Below are 17,685 nucleotides of genomic sequence, written 5' to 3'. Positions count from 1 at the left end.
GAGCAATGCTATGAGGAGAGTTCGTGCCGCGAGGTGATGGCCGGGATTCTGAGGAGTTCGCAGAATCCCCGGACCTGGCAGATCTGGACAGTTTCGCCGGCGTCGACGAATTGGGGGCACGTGCCCACGATCCGTCCGACGACACCGACCCGGATCTGGACGCACCCGACGCCGCGTACCAGGCGGGCGGCGGTTCCCGGGGCGGTATCGGCGGTGTCGGGCAGCTGGGGGACAACCTCGCGCTCGGCCCGGTGCCGGACCTCGTCGCGCCCGAGGACATGGAGCTGCACGAACTGGACGACCAGGGCGACGAGCTCGCCCCGTCCGACCCGAACGGCCAGCAGGCCCGCCGTGAGCTCATGGCCGTCGAGGCCGAACTGAACCTGCGCTGGCCCGAGACGAAGATCGAGCCGTCCCTGACCCGGATCGCGGCGCTGGTCAACCTCATGGGCGAGCCGCACCGCGGCTACCCGGTGCTGCACGTGGCCGGCACCAACGGCAAGGGCTCCACCGTCCGGATGATCGACGCGCTGCTGACCCGCATGGGCCTGCGCGTCGGCCGGTACACGAGCCCGCATCTGCAGCTGGTCACCGAGCGGATCGCGCTCGACGGTGCCCCGATCTCGGCCGCCGCCTACGTGGACCTGTACCGCGACGTCGCGCCGTACGTGACCATGGTCGACAACGCGGGCGGACCCGACGCGGTGCCGATGAGCAAGTTCGAGGTGCTCACCGGGATGGCGTTCGCGGCTTTCGCCGACGCTCCCGTCGAAGCCGCGGTCGTCGAAACCGGCCTCGGCGGCTCCTGGGACGCCACCAACGTCGCGGACGGCGACGTCGCCGTCATCACGCCCATCGGCGTCGACCACGTCGAGTACTTCGGCGGCGATCCGGCCAAGGCCGCCGTGGAGAAGGCCGGGATCATCAAGCCCGGCAGCGTCGCCGTCATCGCCGAACAGAGCCCCGAGGTCCAGAAGATCCTGCTGGAACGCGCCGTCGAGGTCGACGCGAGTGTCGCGCGCGCGGGCAGTGAGTTCGGCGTGATGGAGCGCGAGATCGCCGTCGGCGGGCAGATGCTGAAGCTGCAGGGCCTCGGCGGCGTCTACGACCAGATCTTCCTGCCCCTGCACGGCGCGCACCAGGCGGCCAACGCCGCGCTCGCGCTGGCCGCGGTCGAAGCGTTCTTCGGCGCGGGCAAGGACAAGCAACTGGTCATCGAAGCCGTCCGCGAGGCTTTCGCCGAGGTCGAGACGCCCGGCAGGCTGGAACGCGTCCGCGCCGCACCGACCGTGCTGCTCGACGCCGCACACAACCCGCACGGCGCCAAGGCACTCGCCACCACCGTCGCCGAGGAGTTCGCCTTCCGCCGTCTCGTCGCCGTCGTCGGCGTGATGGCCGAGAAGGACGCCCGCGGCATCCTGGACGCCCTCGAACCGGTCGTCTCCGAAATCGTCGTCACCAAGAACTCGTCACCGCGCGCGATGCCGCTCGACGAACTCAACGAAATCGCCATCTCGATCTTCGGCGAGGACCGCGTCTTCGCCGAAGCCGGCCTGGACGCCGCGATCGAAACCGCCATCGGCCTCGTCGAGCAGAGCGACGACCCCGAAGAACCACTGGCCGGCGGCGGCGTGCTGGTCACCGGATCGGTCGTCACCGCGGGCGAGGCCAGGACCATGTTCGGAAGGGAGCCGGCGTGACCGAGGAGACCCCGAAGCCGCCGGCGAAGGACCCGATGAAGTCCTTCCGCGGCGTGATGGCCGGCTCGCTGATCATGGAGGCCATCACCGTCGCGCTCGCGCTGCCGGTGGTGGCCAAACTCGGCGGCGGCGTCGGCTCGATCACCGGCTGGTCGGTGATCGTCATCGCGGTCGCGTTGATCGTGCTGTGCCGTTTTCTCAAGAAGCCCTGGGCGGTGCCCACCGTTTTGGCACTGCAGGTGGCGCTGATCGCGTTCGCCGTCGCGCTGCCCGCCGTCGCGATCCTCGGGGTGGTGTTCCTCGGGTTCTGGCTGTGGCTGCTGTGGCTGCGTCGGGACGTCGCACGCCGGATGGCGGCGGGAACACTGCCCAGTCAGCAGCAGCAACCTCAGCAGTAGGCCTCGTGAGTGATTTGGGTCGTTAGAACGACCCAAATCACTCACGAGGCCCCACTCCCTACCGCAGCCTCACCACCCGCAGTTCCGGTGACGCCGCGATGTCAGTTCTGCAGAACCGTCCTCGTACCCAGCCGCCGTGCGAGTACAGCCGCGTTTGGTCGGCGAAATGCGGCGAGGTGACGTCGGTCGACTGCGAGTACGTCAGGATCGTCGAGACGTCCGGGCACGCCTTGCCGTCGAAGCCGACCACCTGCACGTAGCTGGACCCGTGCGCGACCTCGTGGTTGCCCCTCGCCGGGTCCCAGAGCGCCGTGATCACGTTGAGCACGCCGAGGCCACCCGGTCCGCCGTGGATCGGGATCCGGTGCCCGGCCCGCGTCACCGACTGGTTGTCGCCGAGCGTGCCGTCCACCGGGAGGCCGCCGTCGCGGAATTCGGCGAGCGTGTCACCGAAAGCGCGCTGTACGTCCGGATTCGCGGTCGCGAGCGAACGCGGCGTCGTGACGGGGTGAGCCGGGTCGAACGGGACCTGCCAGATGTTCCGCAGGCCGCCGAGCCGTTCCGCGAACCGCTGGAAGAACAGTGCGCCACGGCTGCCGAGGCGGAACGTGTGGTCCCAGGACGCGAGGGTGGCGCAGGCGTTGCCGACGGGCACCGGGCCCGACGCGGACGGAGCCTGCCCGGCAGGGAAGGCGGCGCACATCTTCGCCGTGTCGGCGGCCGCGAGTTCGGCGGTCCTGCTCCGGTCGCGGTACAGCGCCTCCTTCATCGACGAAGCGGTGAAACTCCTGCCCGCCACGCCTTCCTCGGCGGTGATCAACGCTTCCCGGGTCCTGTCGGACCGCTGTGTCCCGATCGTGCCGACGATCCGGGGATACCCGGTGATCGGGGCGCGGGCGTTGGCCAGCCAGGCGCTGTCGTTGGCGTTGAGTTCGTAGTCGCGCCGCTGCTGCACCGGCAGCCGGGACGGCGCGAACAGGCCCGGTTCCAGTGCTCCCGGGTCGCTTCCCCAGGCACACGAGGACTTCGCACCGTCCAAAATGGACAACCCGGTGCCGGGGAACAGTGCGCGGCCGAGCGGGGTCCCGCAGGTCGCGGCCCGTTCGTCCGTGACGTGCGGGACGACCTGGATGTCGCTGTAGAGCGCGTTCCCCGCCCTGTCCGCGGCGATGGTGTTGACCCACGGGATGCCCTGCGTACGGCCGAGCGCGGTGGCGACGTCCTTGGTGCTGCGTGCCCCGCTCAGTTCGAACCACGTGTTGAGGCCGCGCAGATTGCCCGCGTTCCCGTCCCGCAGCGCGTGCGCCGACTTGGCCGTCCATGGCGTGGGCACCCCGAACGCCGACCCGATCACCTGGCCGTAGCGCGTGCCGTAGAAGCTGCGGCCGACCAGCCGGCGTTCACCGTTCGGTTCCCGGACCTCGACCTTCACCTCCTGGGAGGTCATCTTCTCGGGCTTTCCGTCGACGAGGTACGTCGTCGGGTCGCCGGGCGTCAGCGGCACTTCGAAGAGGCCGAACGTGATCGCTGTCGACACCGTATGCGTCCACGCCACGTCCGCGTTGTGCCCGATCTGCGGCAGCGGCAGGCCGAGCAGACTGCCGCCGGCGACGTCGAACCTGCCGGGAATGGTCAGCTGCGACTGCCAGAACCGGCGGCCGCCCTGCCAGGGGTAGTGCGGGTTCCCGAGCAGCAGACCGCCGCCGGAGCGCGTCCCGTCGCCGCCGATCGCGATCCCGTTGCTGCCCAGTTCGCCCGAGCCCGTGGCCTTGCGGAACCCGTCGGCGATGCGCCGTGCCGCGTCCGGTGCGACGGCAGGAACGGCCTTTGTGGACGGAGGCTGGGTCTTCGCGAGATCGTCGGCGAGGAGTCCTTGGCCCGCCACGGAGGAGACGGCGTACAGGTGCCGGTAGAAGTCGAGTGCGGTGATCGGGCGGACCCAGTCCGCGCCGCGGCACACCGGATCGGTGATCCGGGAGACGCCGGTCTGCTTCAAGTACGCGTTGTAGCCCTCGACGTATCCGGACGTCAGTTCCCGGACCTCCGGCCGCGGACCGTGCGGCGCCTGCTGGGCGACGAGACGTTCGACGACTCCCGAGTCGTTGATCCGCTGGAAATGCAGATCGCTGTCGAGGTTCGTCTCTGCCTCGCTCATCGCCGGATTGCCCTGGCCGCCCGGCCCGAGATACGCCGAGCGCCGCGCGGAGACGGTGAGATAGGTGTTGGCCAGTTCGCAGATGTTGTCCTTGGCCGCGGCGAACCCGTAGCCGTAGCCGAGCCCGTCGAAATCCTTCGCCGCGATATGCGGGATCCCGTACTCGGTATAGCTGATCACCGCACGCGACCGGCCCAGTTCGTCCGCCGCCGAGACCCCCGTGACCACACTTGACGTCGCCAAAGCCGCTGTGAGCAGCACGAGACCGCGCTGGAATCTTCGCATCGTTCCCCCTCCGGATCGATCATCCCCAGATCGAAACTACCGGCGGGGAAGCCGGGGAACATCGACCGAACGGTTGAGCCGGATACCGTCCGTGCGTTCATCACCGCGCAAACCTCCGTTGGCCCACCGGCCGTGGCCGCGGGATAGAACCGCGCCATGACCGCAACCCACCACAACCGCCGCACGCTGCTGAAAGCCGGTCTCACCGGCGCCGGGGCCGTCGCGGGCGGACTGCTCCTCCCCGGAACCGCGAGCGCCGTCCCGCTGATCCGCGGCGACCGCCCGGTGCTCACCCATGGCGTCCAGTCCGGCGACGTCACCACCGGCTCCGGCATCGTCTGGTCGCGCGCCGACCGGCCCTCGCGGCTGATCGTGGAGGTCGCCAGGGACCCCTCGTTCCGGCACGCGCGCCGCGTGCGCGGCCCGGTGATGAGCCCGGAGACCGGTGGCACCGGCAAGATCCGCGTCGCCGGTCTTCCGCCGGGGACCGAGGTCCACTACCGCGTGACCGCCGAAGCCCTCGACGGCCGGACGTCCAGCGAGCCCGTGACCGGCCGGTTCGCCACCGCGCCGTTGGGCCGCGCCGACGTCCGCCTGGTGTGGTCGGGTGACGTCGCCGGCCAGAACTGGGGCATCAACCCCGAACTCGGCGGTATGACGATCTACCGCGCGATGGCCGATCGCCGTCCGGATCTGTTCCTGCACTGCGGCGACACGGTGTACGCCGACGCGCCGCTCACCGAGACCGTCGCGCTGCCGGGCGGGCGGGTGTGGCGCAACATCGTCACCCCGGAGAAGTCGAAGGTCGCCGAAACGCTCGACGAGTACCGCGGCCAGTTCGCCTACAACCTCCTCGACGACAACCTCAAGCGCTTCACCGCGAACGTGCCCGCCTACGTCCAGTGGGACGACCACGAAGTCGTGAACAACTGGTACCCGGGGGAGATCCTCGACGACCGCCCTGAATACACGGAGAAGCGCGTCGACGTCCTCGCCGGCCGCGCGTTCCAGGCGTTTCACGAATGGCATCCGATCGACCGCCGTCAGGCCGTCGACGGCCGCGTCCACCGCAATTTCCGGTACGGTTCGCGCGCCGAGGTCTTCGTGCTGGACATGCGGACCTACAAGGACGCCAACACCGCCGATCAGACCAAGCCGGGCAGGATCCTCGGCGACCGGCAGGCTCGCTGGCTCGTCGACGCCCTCGACCGCAGCACCGCGACCTGGAAGATCATCCAGGCCGACCTCCCGATCGGCCTGACCGTCCCGGACGGCAAGGCCATCGAGGGCGTCGCGAACGGCCTGCCCGGCGCGCCCGGTGGCCGGGAGACCGAACTCGCCTGGGTGCTGCGGGAGATCTCGCGGCGCCGGGTGCGCAACGTCGTCTGGCTGACCGCCGACGTGCACTACACCGCCGCGCACCACTACTCGCCGGATCGCGCTTCCTTCACCGATTTCGACCCGTTCTGGGAGTTCGTCTCCGGTCCGCTCAACGCCGGCGCGTTCGGCCCGAACACGCTCGACCCGACGTTCGGGCCGGAAGCGGTGTTCGTGCACGCCCCGCCCGCCGCGAACACCTCGCCCGCGGACGGTTTCCAGCACTTCGGCGAGGTGAACATCGACGGCCGCAGCGGTGCGCTCACGGTCGATCTGCGTGACGCTACGGGCGCTTCGCTGTGGTCGAAGACCCTGCGACCCCAACGCTGAGCAACTCCGTCAGGACCGCGATGCTGCGGTCACCGTGCCCGGCCTCGGCGGCCCGCCGCACGAGGTCGTGCATCGGAAGCTGCCAGTCGACGTCGACGCCTTCCGCGGCCAGTTCGAGGTCGTGGGCGGCGCCGGCGTGGAAGATGTCCACCGAGGCGGCGGGATCCGTGTAGTCCCCGCTGTCGATTTCCTTGGTGTACATCGGAAGAACCGAGATGATCATCTCGAACCACTTGGTGGCGTACGGCAGCAGTGTCTCCGCTTCGAGTCCGCGCTTCCGCAGCAGGGCGGCGCCCTGGAAGAACCCGACCAGTGCGGGCAACAGGGTGCCTCCCACGGCCATCTCGTACAGTGCGGCGAGATCGGTCTCCTCGCCGAGATGGACGGTGTCGCCGCCCAGGACTCGCAAGGTGTCCAGGTGTTCGTCGAAGACGGCCTTGTCGCCGCCGTAGTACAGCAACGTGTCCGGTGCGCCGACGGCCGACGGCACGTTCTTGACGGCGCCGTCGAGGAATCGCGCGCCTCGGCCCGTCGCCCATCCGGCCATGCGTCGCGCCCCCGCCGGGGAGCCGCTGTTCAAGGTGACCAGGGCGCGTCCGGTCAAAGTGGCCGGTTCCAAGGCCGCCACAGTGTCCTCGTAGGTGGTCAGGCAGGCGATGATCAGCGGGCTCGCCCGCACGGCTTCGTCGACGGTCTCGGCCCGGCGTGCTCCGCGCGCGACGAGCGGTTCGGCTTTGGACGCCGTCCTGTTCCACACGGTGGTCGGATGCCCGGCCGCGAGGAACGCGTCCGCCAGTGCCGAGCCCATCGAACCGAGACCGACGACGGTCACCGGTGTCTGCGTCATTTTTCGCTCCAGTCCAAGGAAATCTTCGGGATGACCTCATGCTGGGGCTTTACGTACATTCCCTCAAGTACCTACTATTTTGCCGGGTACCGACAAAAAGGTAAGTGTGATGACCGGGAAACGTACGTTCACTTGCGGGCTCGACGCCGCGATCGCCGTCATGGGCGGCAAATGGAAAGGGCTCATCCTGTTCGCGCTCCAGGACGGCGCGCTGCGCTTCGGGGAGCTGCGCCGTGCGGTGCCCGGCATCAGCGAGCGGGTGCTGATCCTGCAACTACGGGAGATGGAGACGACCGGGCTGCTGCATCGCGAGGTGTACCACCAGGTGCCGCCGAAGGTGGAGTACTCGCTGACCGGATTCGGGCACTCGCTCGATACCGCGATGGCCGCGCTCGGCGAGTGGGGCGAGGAACACATCGAGCGCATCGAAGCCATTCCCTGGTCCGACCTGAAGTGAGCCGCGAAGCCCCCGGTAGGCTCCGGGCGAATAGCACGAAACCCACCCAAGGAGAAATACCGTCGTGACTGAACGCACGCTGGTCCTCGTCAAGCCCGATGGCGTCGCGCGCGGCCTCGTCGGCGAGGTCATCTCGCGCATCGAGCGCAAGGGCCTGAAGCTCGTCGCCCTCGAACTGCGCACCGTCGAGCGCTCGGTCGCCGAGGAGCACTACGCCGAGCACAAGGAGCGCCCGTTCTTCGGCGACCTCCTCGAGTTCATCACCTCGGGCCCGCTGGTCGCGCTCGCCGTCGAGGGCCCCCGCGCCATCGCCGCCTTCCGTCAGCTCGCCGGCGGCACCGACCCGGTCGAGAAGGCCACCCCGGGCACCCTGCGCGGCGACTTCGCGCTGGAGACCCAGTACAACCTGGTGCACGGTTCGGACTCCCCGGAGTCGGCCGAGCGCGAGCTCAAGCTCTGGTTCCCCGAGGTCTGACACACTCGTGGGTGACGCGGGCCCCTCGCGTCACCCACGGATCTGGGGGATGTCGATGACACCGGACGAGTACCTGGCGCGACTGCGGGAACTCACCACCGGTTTCGCGCAGGTGGCGCGCACCGGGGATCACGCCGCGTCCGTGCCGTGCTGCGGCGACTGGAGCCTGCGTGACCTCGTCGTCCACCTCGGCAACGTGCATCGCTGGGCCACCGGCATCGTTCGCACCGGCGATCCCGCTCCGCAGATCTTCGAAGTCGAACCGGACGCGGATCTCGCCACCTGGTACGGCGAAAGCGCGGACGGGTTGATCGAGGCGCTGCGCGAGGCCACCCCGGACGACGGCGCCTGGAACTTCACCGCCGCCGTCAAGACCAAGTCCTTCTGGTTCCGCCGCCAGGTCCACGAGACCGCGGTGCACCTGCTCGACGCGCACCGCGCGGCCGGGACCGAGTACACCCTCGAACCCGCCGTCGCCGCCGACGGAGTGGACGAGGTCCTCCTGAGCATGCTGCCGAAGGTGAAGCGCTGGCACACCCCGCCCGCGGTCACCGTTCCGTTGCTGCTGAAGACATCCGACACCGGACACGCCTGGTTGATCACGCCCTCCGCCGAGGACGTCCCGGGCTCGCGACAGGCCGATCCCGCCGAAGCCGCGGAAGCCGTCGTCGAAGGCCCCGCGGAAGGCCTGGACCTGCTGCTGTGGCAACGGGTCGGCCTCGCCGAATCCGGGCTCGAGATCACCGGCGACGTCGTGGCTGCCGAGACCTTCCTCGCCGGGCCTTTCACGCCCTGATCTTCGGCGCCCTACGCCGTTCGGTTCACGTTCACCTCCGGGTCTTCTCCTGGCGGCTCGCGTCCGCTGTGCTGAGCTGAGCCGACTCTCACTCGATCGTGGGGTATTTCGTGAGAAAATCACGCCTGTTGTTGCTCGCTGCCCTGCTGCCCGGATTACTGACCGCCGCACCGGTGCACGCCGATCCCTTGACCGCTCCGCTCGGTCCGGCGCCCGTCGAAGCCGCTCCGGCGGCTTCTTCGGCGAAGGAGGGCCCGTCCGCGTACGCCGTCACGGCTCCCGACGACGGTCTCGTCACCACCAGCGCGACTTCGCGGGTGGCACCGGGCCTGAATCTCACCGAGTTCGACCGCTACGACCCGGCGGGCTGGATCCGCGGCGACACGCTCGCCGTCGACCTCACGAGCAAGACGCTCAAGCCGACTTACCTCAGCCCTGGCACGGTTTCCGCGCGTACGCCGCTTTCGCAGCAGGTCGCCAAGGCCGGTGCGGTCGCCGGGGTGAACGGCGACTTCTTCGACATCAACGCCACCGGCGCCCCGATCGGCGTCGGCGTCGACGCCGGGAAACTCCAGACGGCGCCCGCGAAGGGCCACAACCTGACCGCGTCGATCACCGACGAGGGCAAGGCGCGGCTCGCGGAGGTGTTCCTCGAAGCGTCGGTCACCCTGCCCGACGGCCGGGTCGTGCCCGCGTCGAACTTCAACAGCCCGGTGCTGAGCGGGAACGCGATCGGCGTCTACACACCGCTGTGGGGCGCGTCGTCGCGGCGCACTTCGGTCGCGGGTGCCCAGCGCGTCGTCGAGATCGAGGTCGCCGACGGCGTCGTCGCGCAGGTGCGGCCGCAGCCCGCCGACGGTCCGATCGCCGCGGGTGCGACCGTCCTGCTCGCCCGCGACGGCGGCGCGGACACGTTGTCCGGCTTGAAGACCGGCGACCGGGTGGGCGTCGCCTACGCGCCGAAGAGCGACGCGGGCAAGGTGTCCGTCTCGGTCGGCGGCAACATCGTCCTGCTGCGCGACGGCACGATCCAGCCGGTCGACAACGTCGCCATGCACCCCCGGACCGCGGTCGGTTTCTCCGCCGACGGCACGAAGATGTGGCTCGCCACGGTCGACGGCCGCCAAGCCGACAGCCGGGGCATGACGGAACTGGAACTCGCGCGCCATATGAAGTCGCTCGGCGCGGACGACGCCATCAACCTCGACGGCGGTGGCTCCTCGACGCTGCTCGCCCGAGAGGAAGGAGAAAAGGCGCCGCTGGTGCGCAACGCGCCGTCGGACGGCGGGGAACGCGTGGTGCCCAACGGGATCGGTGTCGCCACGGTGCCCGGGAGCGGACGGCTGACCGGGTTCGCGCCGCGTCCCGTGCAGGACACCGCCGACGCCGTTCGCGTGCTTTCGGGGCTGACGCGGAAACTGACCGGCGGCGCGCACGACGAGACCGGCGCCGCGGTGGACGCCAAGGTGCAGTGGCTCAGCACGAACCCCTTCCGAGGCACGGTGACCGACGGTGTCTTCACCGCGCACGCCGACCGGTTCCGGCCGGACGCCCCCGCGAACGTCGACGTCTACGCCAAGCACGGCGGAGTCCTGGGTAAGACGACGTTGAACGTCCTCGGCGCGCCCGTCAGGCTGGGCACCAGTACCGAGCAGGTCGCATTGTCCGGCGAAGGCGCTAAGAGCACGTTCAAGGTGTTCGGCTACGACGCCGACGGCTACGGCACGTGGATCGAGCCCGACGACGTCAAACTCGACTACGACCCCGCGGTAGTGCGGATCGAGCCGTCCGGCGACGGCTTCGCGGTCACCGCGCTGAAGGCCTCGGGCGCTTCGGCGATCACCGCCACGGCCGGCGGGAAGGCGACGCATCTGGCGGCTTCCGTCGGCACGGAATCCCGGGTCGTCGCCTCCTTGGACGGTCCGGCGGGCTGGAGCGCCAGCGTCTTCCCGGCCGTCGTCGGAGCCGCGCTTTCCGAGGGACCCGGCCGTGACGGCGGACGCGGTCTCGCGCTGGACTACCGCCTGAACGGCACGAACTCCACGCGCGCCGCCTACGTCAACTCGGCCGCGCCCATCGCGGTGCCGCCGGGCACCCAGCGCGTCGGACTGTGGGTCAACGGTGACGCGAAGGGTGCTTGGCTGCGGGCGGAACTCCGCGACGCCGCCAACGTCCCGTCCCTTGTGGACCTTTCGCTGAGCGTCGACTGGACGGGCTGGCGCTACGTCCGCGCGGCGATCCCCGCCGGGCTTCCCGACGGGCAGCGGCTGACGAAGTTCTACGCCGTCGAGAACGTCCCGGATCAGCAGTACGAAGGACGGCTGGTCTTCGACGACCTCACCTTCGAGGTCGCGCCCGCGGCGAGCGTCCCGGCCGATCCGGCACCACGCGATCCGTCGCTGATCACCGACGGCACCGCGACCGGCGGACTGCGGATCGCCGTCGTCAGCGACGCGCAGTTCACCGCAGACGACCCGAACGGCCCGCTGGTCGCCCAGGCCCGGCGCGCGCTGCGCGAGGCCGTCGCGGCGAAACCGGATCTCGTGCTGATCAACGGCGACTTCGTCGATCGCGGGACGGCCGCCGATTTCGTACTCGCTCGCTCGATCATCGACGAGGAACTGGTCGGCAAAACGCCCTGGTACTACGTCCCGGGCAACCACGAAGCCGACGGCGGGCACGGGATCACCGAGTTCCAGGCGGCGTTCGGACAGACCCATCGCGTCGTCGACGTCGCCGGGATCCGCCTGGTGCTGATGGATTCCTCACGCGGTTCGCTGCGCGCGGGCGGATTCGACCAGATCCGGATGCTGCGCGAGGCGTTGGACGGTGCGAAGTCCGATCGAGGGATTCGCGGTGTGGTCGTCGCGATGCACCACCCGGTCAAGGATCCGAGCCCGACCGGGAACTCGCAGTTGGCCGACCGCAAGGAAGCGGCGATGCTGACCGGCTGGCTGACCGCGTTCGAGCGGGATTCCGGGAAGCAGGCGGCCGCGATCGCTTCACACGCGGGCGTGTTCAGCCTGTCGCGCGTGGACGGCGTGCCGTATCTGGTGAACGGCAACTCCGGGAAGTCGCCGGCCGCCGCCCCCGGTGACGGCGGGTTCGTCGGCTGGACGATGGTCCGGTTCGAGCCCGGCGACAAGGCACAGCCGGTGCGCTTCGAGACCCGGCCGAACGTCGACACGCTGACGGTTTCCGGGCCTTCCGCGCTGGCACGGGGCGAGAAGGCCGACATCCGGGCGGTGGTGACGCAGGGAGCGCGTCAGGTGCCGGTGTCGTATCCGGTCAGCGCGGACTGGAAGGGCGGCCTCGGCACGCACGTCGCCGACGGGTTCGTGCCCGCGATGCCGTGGGACATCGCGTCCTTCGACCCGGCGACCGGGGTGCTGACCGCGCTGCGGCCGGGTGTGGCGCGGCTTTCGGTCACCGCCAACGGGGTGACCCAGAGCCTCTCGGTCACCGTCCGCTAGCGCTATGAACGGCCCGTTACTTGCAAATTTTGCAAGTAACGGGCCGTTCATTGCACGCGCTACGCGGCTTCGTGAGCCTCTTCGACCGTGCCGGGCAGTGCCGGACCCCGCGGCGGGATCGCGTCGGCCTTCGCCGGGTCGACCTTTCGCACCGAACCGTCGGCGGCGGTCCGCGCGATCGCGAGCATCGACGCGAGCGCGTCCTGGATCTGCGCCTGCTCACGCTCCGGGATGGCGCTGAGTTCGATCAGCACGCTGCCGTTGCCCAGCAGCCCGTATCCGTTGCGCGCGATGCCCTGGTAGTCACCGCCGGGGTACTGCGACACGTAACCGCCGTTGCCGTCGATCGACCGCTGCACCACGACCGCGATCTGCTTCGCGAAGTCCACATCGGACTGTTTCACGCCCGCGTTCGTCGGCCACAGCGTGGAAGCGGTGATCTCCTTGCCGTTGGCGTCCTGGTAGCGGCCCTGCATGTGGTAGTCGACCATGATGTCCGGCTTGAAGGACGCGTTCCGCCGCTGGATCAGTCCCGCCTCGGTGGCCGGGTTGTCCTGGGGCGCCACGGCCGGATCGTGGTAGCGGTTGATGTCGTAGCCCTTGCCCTTCTCGCCGTACTCGGGAGTGGCTTCGGGGTCGTAGTTGTAGCGCCAGTCGCGTTCGTGCCCGTCCGGGTTGGCGCGCACGACGATGTCGACGGTCACCTTCGAAAGCAGGTTCTGCTGCCAAGCGCCGCGCTCGACGCCGACCTTGCGCAGGAACTCCAGCGCCGCCGGCGTGCCGAGCGGCTCGTCGCCATGCTGCTGGGTGACGTACTGGATCCGCGTCTTGCCGTGGCCGACCCTGGCCGCCCACACCGGACGTCCCTCGTTGCTGCGGCCGATCTTGCTCACCCGGATCTTGCCGTGGCTGAACAGGGCCAGCTTGTGCAGTTCGACCGCGAGCTTGCCGGTGGACGGGCGCGGGTCGACGGTCCGACCGTCCACAGTGGCTTCAGCGGCTTGAGCGGCTTCAGCGGTCTCGACCGCTTGGGCGGCCGGAGCCACGAGAAGCCCGGCGCTGACAAAAACGGACAACAGGGCGATTCGGGACTTGAGACTCATGGTCGGTGAGTATCGACGAGCCGGGAGCGTCCAACAAGGGCGGCGGTAAACCGGTCGAATTTTGTCGGTGGCAGGTCCTAGGGTGCAGACGTGGGTGATTCAGAGCACGAACCGGCGATGGTGCAGGCGAAGGCGTTGGTCAAGCGTTTCGGCGACTTCGAGGCCGTACGCGGGATCGACGTCGAGGTCCGCCCGGGGGAGGCGTTCGGCTTTCTCGGGCCCAACGGCGCGGGCAAATCCTCCACCATGCGGATGATCGCGTCCGTGTCCCCCCGCAGCGACGGCGACCTGCGGGTCCTCGGCATGGACCCGGACGTCGAGGGGCCGAAGATCCGCGCCCGGCTCGGCGTCGTGCCACAGCAGGACAACCTGGACACCGAGCTCACCGTCCGCCAGAACCTGCAGATCTACGGCCGCTACTTCGGGCTCTCGCGCTCACACGTGCGGAGCAAGGCCGAGGAGCTGATGGAGTTCGCGCAGCTCACCGACCGGGCGAACGCGGAGGTCGATTCGCTCTCCGGCGGGATGAAGCGACGGCTGACCATCGCGCGCTCCCTGGTCAACGACCCCGAACTGCTCCTGCTCGACGAACCGACCACGGGGCTCGACCCGCAGGCCCGGCACCTGCTGTGGGACAGGCTGTTCCGGCTCAAGGCCGGCGGGACCACACTGATCATCACCACGCATTACATGGACGAGGCCGAGCAGCTGTGCGACAGGCTGGTCGTGATGGACAACGGCCGCATCGCCGCCGAGGGTTCGCCGTCCGACCTGATCAGCCGGTACTCCACCCGCGAGGTCGTCGAACTGCGCTTCCCGAACGGCGAGCAGGAGGCGGCGGCCGAGAAGGTCGAGGGCCTCGCCGAACGCGTCGAGGTGCTGCCGGATCGCGTCCTGCTCTACACGATGACCGGCGAGGCCGCCCTCGAACAGGCGCACGCGCGCGGGCTGCGGCCGCTGTCGAGCCTGGTCCGTCGCAGTTCGCTGGAGGACGTCTTCCTCCGCCTCACCGGCCGGACGCTGGTGGACTGATGACCACAGCGGAGACGAAGGCCTCGACGGGCCGCGTGGTCTCGACCTGGCTGGGTGCCTGGCTGCGGGTCGAGGGGTACTGGATGTGGTACCGCCGGTACTGGCTGTCCACGTTGTACTCGACGGGTCTGCAGCCGGTGCTGTTCCTGGCCGCGATGGGACTCGGCTTCGGCTCGCAGGTGCAGGCAGGAGCCGCGACGAGCGGGTTCTCGTACCTCGAATACGTCGCGCCCGCGCTGCTCGTCGCGGGCGCCGCGCAGCTGGCGGTGGGGGAGTCGAGCTACCCGGTGCTGTCCGGGTTCAAATGGCAGCAGAGCTATGTCGCCGTCACCGCGAGCCCGATCACGCCGGGGCAGGTACTCGGCAGCCAGATCATCTGGGTCGCGATCCGGCTGGGGCTGGCCGGTTCGATCTACGCCGTCATCGCGGCCCTGTTCGGCTCGTGGACGAGTTTCGGCGTACTCGCCGTCATCCTGATCGGGGTGCTCACCGGGATCGCCTGTGGCACCCCGGTGATGGCGCTGGCCGCGACCACCTACGACGAGGGTTCGCGCTTCGGTCTGGTGTTCCGGTTCATCCTGATCCCGATGACGTTGTTCTCCGGCACGTTCTTCCCGATCGACGAACTCCCGGACCCGTTGATGTGGATCGCGTGGCTTTCCCCGCTGTGGCACGGGAACGAGGCCGCCAGGGCGGTCAGCCTCGGCACCGTCGGCCCACTCGCCACCCTGGGGCACCTCGCCTTCCTGGTCGTCTTGGCCGGAGTGGGCTGGGCCTTGGCGCACAAGTACTTCTACCGACGGCTGGTGGTCTGACGTGGCTGTTCTCACCCAGGCACCGCGGCGCGGGGTGCTGCTGCGCGTCCTGCCGCCCGCGATGTACAGCGGCCGGTCGAAGGCCGTGCTGGAACGCACCTTCCTGACCTACTCGCACGTCTGGATGCTGTTCGTGTCCGGCGCCTTCGAGCCGCTGTTCTACCTGATGGCCTTCCAGCTCGGCTTCGGCAAACTCGTCGGCGAGGTCATCGGGCCCGGCGGGCAGACCATGACCTACGTCGCCTTCGTCGCGCCCGGCCTGCTCGCGGCGTCGGCGATGAACGGCGCGATCATGGACTCCACGTACAACCTGTTCTTCAAACTGAAGTACGCGAAGCTGTACGACGCCATGCTCGCCACCCCGATCGGGCCGCTCGACATCGCGCTCGGCGAGGTCGGCTGGTCGGTACTGCGCGGCGGGATCTACTCGGTCACCTTCCTCGGCGTGATGACCGCGATGGGGCTGCCCGATTCCTGGTGGGCGGTGCTGATGATCCCGGCGGCCTTACTGGTCGCGATGGCCTTCTCCGCCATCGGGATCGTGCTGGTGACCTTCCTGCGGTCGGTGTCGCAATTCGACTACATCAACCTCGTGCTGATGCCGCTGTTCCTGTTCTCCACGACGTTCTACCCGCTTTCGGTCTACCCCGAGGCGATCCAGTGGATCGTGCGGATCTTCCCGCTGTACCACGGGATCGAGCTGATGCGAGGGCTTTCGGTCGGCGTGCTTTCGTGGGGCATGCTCGGGAACGTGGCGTACCTGGTGGCACTGGCGGCGGTCGGGATCTACGGGGCGTCGCGGCGGTTCGGGAAACTGCTGCTGCGCTGATCCGGAGGTCAGCGAGCCGGGTTCGAGCCCGTCACCCGTGGCGCCACCGCGGCCAGCGCGTCGACCAGCCCGTGCCCGTAGAAGCCGTTGAACCCCGCGTACCCGTTGCAGTAGGCGTCCTGCGAGCCGTCACCGGTCAGGTCGTAGTCGGCGGGGCACGCGATCGGTGTCGCCTGCCCGTCCAGCGTCCGCTTCAGCTGACGGGCCCCATAGCCCGGATGTTCCGAAGCGAGCAGTGCCGCGACGCCGGCGACGTGCGGCGAAGCCATCGACGTCCCGCACAGCGGTGCGTACCCGCCGGGGACGGTCGACAGCACGCACTGCCCGGCCTCGCCGCCGGGCGCGGTCACGTCGATCACGCCCAGTCCGTACGAGCTGTAGCCCGCCTTGACCCGCTCCGCGCTCACCGAGGACACGGCGACGACGTCGCGCAGTCCGGCGGGGAGCGCCTGACAGCCGTCACCCCGGACCTTGACCCCGGAACGCGGGGACGGCACCAGGCCCACGGCCTCGTTGGTGGCCGCCGCGACGTTGAGCGTGCCCGCCGACGTCGCGTACTCTACGGCGCGGGCCATCACCTCGTTCACCACGCCCCGCTCGTCGTCGCGCGCGCAGGAGAGCGACCACGGATCGACGAAGTAGCTGCTGTTCGTCACGGCCATGCCGTGTGACGCCGCCCACATCAGCCCGCAGACGGCGGCTTCGGGATCGGCGTACCCGCGGTCGTCGATCACCTTCACCGAGGCGATCCGCACGCCCGGGGCCACCCCGGTGATGCCCTTACCGTCGTCGGCCGCGGCGATCACACCCGCGACATGGGTGCCGTGCGCCGACGTCGTCGCGGCCCAGTTCCGGTCGGGAGCGCCGCTCAGGCAGCCGGCGGACGCGTCCGGGTCGAGGGCGGCCGTGAGTTCGGGATGCGCCGGGTCGACACCGGAGTCGAGAACGCCGACGACGACCCTCCGGCTGCCCGGCTCGATCGCGTGGGCCTTGTCGGCGCCGATCACGCGCATGTCCCATTGCTCGTCGGTGCGGTCGGCGGTGGGCACCTTCGCCGGATCCGTCGGTTCGAGCTCGGCGCGCACCGGGGCGGATCTGGGCGACGGCGTGCCGTTGGCCCGCTGCACCGCCAGCCGTTCGGCCTGCGCGCTGAACGCCGCGGCGGGCCGGACCAGCTCGGCGAAGTCCCGGTCGGCCGAGGTCGCCACGGCCACCGCGATCTGCGGGTAGTAGATCGTCGTGGTGCCGCAACCGCCGGTGACGGCGGCCCTGGCCTCGGCTTCGGTGGTGCCCCGGTCGAAGGCGACGACGTACCGCAAGGACCGGCCTTCGGGATGGCACGAAGGCGCCGCCTCGGCCGTCACGACGGCCGAGACCGAACCGCAGAGCACCATGAAGGCGCACACGGCCGCTCGCAGGGACCGCCCCAGCAGGGACACCGGACCTCCCACCGGAGAACAGGGGACTACGGGGATCGCCTGGGCTGGGCTGGGCTTCGGCACCCCCGAGCGGCACGCTAGCCACCCTCGGCCGGGTCGACAAGCTCTCTCGCGAAGTTCGCCCGGCCGGTGGTCGCGGCGCGCCCGGGAGTCAGGCCTGTGGCACCGAGTACA

The 17,685-nt window shown here is 69.6% G+C and carries 14 protein-coding genes; 10 read left to right on the top strand and 4 right to left on the bottom strand.

Features of this window, described 5'->3' with window-relative positions; genetic code table 11:
* Window positions 1–23 precede the first annotated feature (23 nt).
* A complete protein-coding gene (gene folC, locus H5J31_RS15515; RefSeq protein WP_181773272.1) occupies window positions 24–1,700 on the top strand; it encodes a bifunctional tetrahydrofolate synthase/dihydrofolate synthase in 1,677 nt (558 codons plus the stop codon).
* Entirely contained in the window at window positions 1,697–2,098 is a 402-nt protein-coding gene (locus H5J31_RS15510; RefSeq protein WP_181773271.1) for a DUF4233 domain-containing protein, read from the top strand. Before folC ends, H5J31_RS15510 begins: the two co-directional genes overlap by 4 nt.
* 58 nt (window positions 2,099–2,156) lie before the next feature.
* On the opposite strand, the gene H5J31_RS15505 is transcribed toward H5J31_RS15510, so the two are convergent.
* Window positions 2,157–4,538 (bottom strand): penicillin acylase family protein, encoded by a 2,382-nt coding sequence (locus tag H5J31_RS15505; protein WP_181773270.1) that lies wholly within the window; start codon window positions 4,536–4,538, stop codon window positions 2,157–2,159.
* A gap of 156 nt (window positions 4,539–4,694) precedes the next feature.
* Here H5J31_RS15505 and H5J31_RS15500 point away from each other — a divergent pair, with 156 nt between their 5' ends.
* A complete protein-coding gene (locus H5J31_RS15500; RefSeq protein WP_181773269.1) occupies window positions 4,695–6,245 on the top strand; it encodes an alkaline phosphatase D family protein in 1,551 nt (516 codons plus the stop codon).
* Here H5J31_RS15500 and H5J31_RS15495 read toward each other — a convergent pair.
* A complete protein-coding gene (locus tag H5J31_RS15495; RefSeq protein WP_181773268.1) occupies window positions 6,199–7,092 on the bottom strand; it encodes an NAD(P)-dependent oxidoreductase in 894 nt (297 codons plus the stop codon). The two genes, H5J31_RS15500 and H5J31_RS15495, sit on opposite strands and share 47 nt — an antisense overlap.
* A gap of 109 nt (window positions 7,093–7,201) precedes the next feature.
* Here H5J31_RS15495 and H5J31_RS15490 point away from each other — a divergent pair, with 109 nt between their 5' ends.
* The 4 genes from H5J31_RS15490 (at window position 7,202) to H5J31_RS15475 (ending at window position 12,293) form a co-directional block, all read left to right on the top strand.
* Complete coding sequence (locus H5J31_RS15490; RefSeq protein WP_181773267.1) at window positions 7,202–7,549, top strand: winged helix-turn-helix transcriptional regulator; 348 nt, start codon at window positions 7,202–7,204, stop codon at window positions 7,547–7,549.
* 64 nt (window positions 7,550–7,613) lie between these two features.
* A complete protein-coding gene (ndk, locus tag H5J31_RS15485; RefSeq protein WP_020629465.1) occupies window positions 7,614–8,024 on the top strand; it encodes a nucleoside-diphosphate kinase in 411 nt (136 codons plus the stop codon).
* A 55-nt stretch (window positions 8,025–8,079) separates the two neighbouring features.
* Window positions 8,080–8,820, top strand: a complete 741-nt coding sequence (locus H5J31_RS15480; protein WP_181773312.1) for a maleylpyruvate isomerase family mycothiol-dependent enzyme — start codon at window positions 8,080–8,082, stop codon at window positions 8,818–8,820.
* A gap of 128 nt (window positions 8,821–8,948) precedes the next feature.
* Window positions 8,949–12,293 carry a phosphodiester glycosidase family protein gene (locus tag H5J31_RS15475; protein ID WP_181773311.1) on the top strand — a complete coding sequence of 1,115 codons (3,345 nt, stop codon included), beginning with the start codon at window positions 8,949–8,951 and terminating at the stop codon, window positions 12,291–12,293.
* Window positions 12,294–12,352: 59 nt separating this feature from the next.
* On the opposite strand, the gene H5J31_RS15470 is transcribed toward H5J31_RS15475, so the two are convergent.
* On the bottom strand, window positions 12,353–13,396 hold the full coding sequence (locus H5J31_RS15470) for a M14 family zinc carboxypeptidase (RefSeq protein WP_181773266.1): 1,044 nt from the start codon (window positions 13,394–13,396) through the stop codon (window positions 12,353–12,355).
* A gap of 117 nt (window positions 13,397–13,513) precedes the next feature.
* Here H5J31_RS15470 and H5J31_RS15465 point away from each other — a divergent pair, with 117 nt between their 5' ends.
* Genes H5J31_RS15465 through H5J31_RS15455 form a run of 3 tightly spaced genes read left to right on the top strand, consistent with a single transcriptional unit; the run spans window position 13,514 to window position 16,072 of the window.
* Window positions 13,514–14,428, top strand: coding sequence for an ABC transporter ATP-binding protein (locus tag H5J31_RS15465; protein WP_181773310.1), 915 nt, complete (start codon window positions 13,514–13,516; stop codon window positions 14,426–14,428).
* Window positions 14,428–15,243, top strand: a complete 816-nt coding sequence (locus tag H5J31_RS15460) for an ABC transporter permease (RefSeq protein WP_181773265.1) — start codon at window positions 14,428–14,430, stop codon at window positions 15,241–15,243. Before H5J31_RS15465 ends, H5J31_RS15460 begins: the two co-directional genes overlap by 1 nt.
* A 1-nt stretch (window position 15,244) precedes the next feature.
* Window positions 15,245–16,072, top strand: coding sequence for an ABC transporter permease (locus H5J31_RS15455; protein WP_181773264.1), 828 nt, complete (start codon window positions 15,245–15,247; stop codon window positions 16,070–16,072).
* An 8-nt stretch (window positions 16,073–16,080) separates the two neighbouring features.
* Here H5J31_RS15455 and H5J31_RS15450 read toward each other — a convergent pair whose 3' ends face one another.
* Window positions 16,081–17,511: a S8 family peptidase gene (locus tag H5J31_RS15450; protein WP_181773263.1), complete on the bottom strand. Its 1,431-nt coding sequence runs from the start codon at window positions 17,509–17,511 to the stop codon at window positions 16,081–16,083.
* Between the last annotated feature and the right edge of the window lie 174 nt (window positions 17,512–17,685).

Source organism: Amycolatopsis pittospori, assembly GCF_013870525.1.
Lineage (GTDB): Bacteria > Actinomycetota > Actinomycetes > Mycobacteriales > Pseudonocardiaceae > Amycolatopsis > Amycolatopsis pittospori.
This window is presented reverse-complemented; position numbering and strand designations above follow the sequence as displayed.

What these genes read in the sequence shown, in the direction of transcription:
- H5J31_RS15505 (WP_181773270.1), bottom strand. Translation starts at nt 4,538, where the DNA reads ATGCGAAGATTCCAGCGCGGTCTCGTGCTGCTCACAGCGGCTTTGGCG.
- H5J31_RS15500 (WP_181773269.1), top strand. Translation starts at nt 4,695, where the DNA reads ATGACCGCAACCCACCACAACCGCCGCACGCTGCTGAAAGCCGGTCTC.
- H5J31_RS15495 (WP_181773268.1), bottom strand. Translation starts at nt 7,092, where the DNA reads ATGACGCAGACACCGGTGACCGTCGTCGGTCTCGGTTCGATGGGCTCG.
- H5J31_RS15490 (WP_181773267.1), top strand. Translation starts at nt 7,202, where the DNA reads ATGACCGGGAAACGTACGTTCACTTGCGGGCTCGACGCCGCGATCGCC.
- H5J31_RS15480 (WP_181773312.1), top strand. Translation starts at nt 8,080, where the DNA reads ATGACACCGGACGAGTACCTGGCGCGACTGCGGGAACTCACCACCGGT.
- H5J31_RS15470 (WP_181773266.1), bottom strand. Translation starts at nt 13,396, where the DNA reads ATGAGTCTCAAGTCCCGAATCGCCCTGTTGTCCGTTTTTGTCAGCGCC.
- H5J31_RS15465 (WP_181773310.1), top strand. Translation starts at nt 13,514, where the DNA reads ATGGTGCAGGCGAAGGCGTTGGTCAAGCGTTTCGGCGACTTCGAGGCC.
- H5J31_RS15460 (WP_181773265.1), top strand. Translation starts at nt 14,428, where the DNA reads ATGACCACAGCGGAGACGAAGGCCTCGACGGGCCGCGTGGTCTCGACC.